This window comes from Roseitranquillus sediminis (assembly GCF_016918935.1).
Classification (GTDB): domain Bacteria; phylum Pseudomonadota; class Alphaproteobacteria; order Rhodobacterales; family Rhodobacteraceae; genus Roseitranquillus; species Roseitranquillus sediminis.
Genome location: NZ_JAFFOB010000001.1, coordinates 1 through 831 on the forward strand (window position 1 = coordinate 1; position 831 = coordinate 831).

The window sequence follows — 831 nt, forward strand, 5'->3', positions numbered from 1 at the left end:
TGAACTGGCCCCCGTTTCGACCGGACCCCCAGGCATAGCCATGGAGGCTTAGGCATATGCCTGAGCACGTGCTCATGTCTGAGATCGAGATCATCACGGATGGCGGCCGTCGCCGCCGCTGGTCCGCGGCCGAGAAGCTGCGGATCGTGGAGGAGACCCTGGACGAGCGGGAGAGCATCTCGGTCGTTGCGCGGCGCAATGGCGTCGCTCCGAACCTCCTCTATCGTTGGCGCAGGCTGATGCTGGAAGGAGGGAGCGTGGCGGTGACCGGCGACGACGAGGTGACCAGCAACAGGGCCGTTCGGCAGATGGAGGATCGCATCCGGGAGCTCGAGCGGCAGCTGGGGCGCAAGACGCTCGAGGCGGAGATCCTCAAGGAGGCGCTGGAGAAGTCACGGGCAAAAAAACCGACGTTGCTCGCGCAGTCGCCGCTGAAGGACGGTTCCCGATGAAAGCCGTGGCCGAGACGCTCGGCGTGTCACGCTCGAACCTGCATGACCGGCTGAGCGGGAGGACGAAGCCGCGGCGGCGCTACCACAAGGCGCAAGACGCGGCGGTGCTGCCGTTGATCACGACGCTGGTGGCGGCGCGGCCGACCTACGGCTACCGGCGGATCACGGCGCTGCTGAACCGGCAGCTGCGGGCGCAGGGGCTGGCGCCAGCGAACCACAAGCGCGTCTACCGGATCATGCAGGCCAACAACCTGCTCCTCGCGCGGAGCCATACCGAGCGGCCGGCGCGCACCCACGACGGCAAGGTCATCGTCATGCGCTCAAACCTGAGGTGGTGCAGCGACGGCTTCGAGTTCCCCTGCTGGAACGGCGACGTCGT

Annotated in this window: 1 pseudogene; it reads left to right on the forward strand. The window is 67.3% G+C overall.

Annotation, left to right across the window (positions count from 1 at the left end):
• Nucleotides 1-56 precede the first annotated feature (56 nt).
• Nucleotides 57-831, forward strand: a pseudogene (locus tag JM664_RS00005) (transposase); the annotation flags it as partial.